This is a genomic window from Oleiphilus sp. HI0043 (assembly GCF_001634935.1).
Genome location: NZ_LWEY01001631.1, coordinates 1 through 1036, shown reverse-complemented (window position 1 = coordinate 1036; position 1036 = coordinate 1). Strand labels below are relative to the sequence as shown.

The following is a 1036-nucleotide window of genomic DNA, read 5'->3' as shown; positions in this document are numbered from 1 at the left end:
ATACCCACCCAGTTATTGTTCAAAAACGCCTTAAAGCACTCATCTCTGTCACGATGGCGAATCAAGTGCTGCTGATATACAAATAGTACCGACGCAACGACAATACTCAGAAAGTAAAACTGCCCCATTTCAAGCTGTTCACCTAACAAGCTCAGCGTCAATATCACCAAAACCTGCAAAAATGCGATAATCGCCCGATCAGCCGAACCAAATAAGATGGCCGTGGATTTAACGCCGATTTTGATATCATCATCCCTATCGACCATGGCATACATCGTATCATAAGCAACGGTCCACAAGACTGTTGCCATATAGATCAACCAGATATGCGCAGGCAGTTCATTCACTTGCGCGGCATAAGCCATAGGAACGGACCAGGCAAATGCAGCACCTAAGACCACCTGTGGTAAATAAGTATAGCGCTTCATGAAGGGATAAGCAGAAGCAAGTGCGAGTGCACCAAATGAAAGGTAAATTGTCAGTTCATTGGTAAACAAAACCAGGATGAAAGACAACAGACATAAAACGGCGAAAAAGATCAAAGCCTGTTTTGCACTCACCCGCCCCGTCACCAGAGGGCGAGCTTCAGTGCGCTTTACATGACCGTCTATTTTTCTATCCGCAAAGTCATTGATTACGCAGCCTGCCGAGCGCATGAAAACAGAGCCGGCGATAAAAATAGCTAACACATCCATAGCTGGTATGCCCTCGGCAGCAAACCATAATGCCCAAAGCGTTGGCCACAAAACCAGATAAATACCTATAGGCTTATCCAACCTCGCAAGCCTTACGTAGTCCATTGCAACACTTGCAAACGCGGGTTTACTCTGAGTATTCATATGCCTATTTCTCTCGTTTGCTTGCCTCAAATACCCGAGGCATAAATAGTTCGCTCACCAGCAATGGTTTCTGACGAAGAAAAAATACCGAGCGCCGCCCAAATACGGGTTCTTTAAACTGTTTCACCAAGGAGACACTTTCAAGCTTACTACGCGTCATAACTCTGGATTTAAACAGAAATTCGCCTAAAGGCTTA

At 45.3% G+C, this 1036-nt stretch carries 2 protein-coding genes; both read right to left on the bottom strand.

Features of this window, described 5'->3' with window-relative positions; genetic code table 11:
* Positions 1-839, bottom strand: an 839-nt coding sequence (ubiA, locus tag A3729_RS24750) for a 4-hydroxybenzoate octaprenyltransferase (protein WP_068634389.1), incomplete at its 3' end; no start/stop codon positions are given.
* A 4-nt stretch (positions 840-843) separates the two neighbouring features.
* Positions 844-1036: chorismate lyase (locus tag A3729_RS24745; RefSeq protein WP_156498117.1), on the bottom strand; the 193-nt coding region annotated here is incomplete at its 5' end.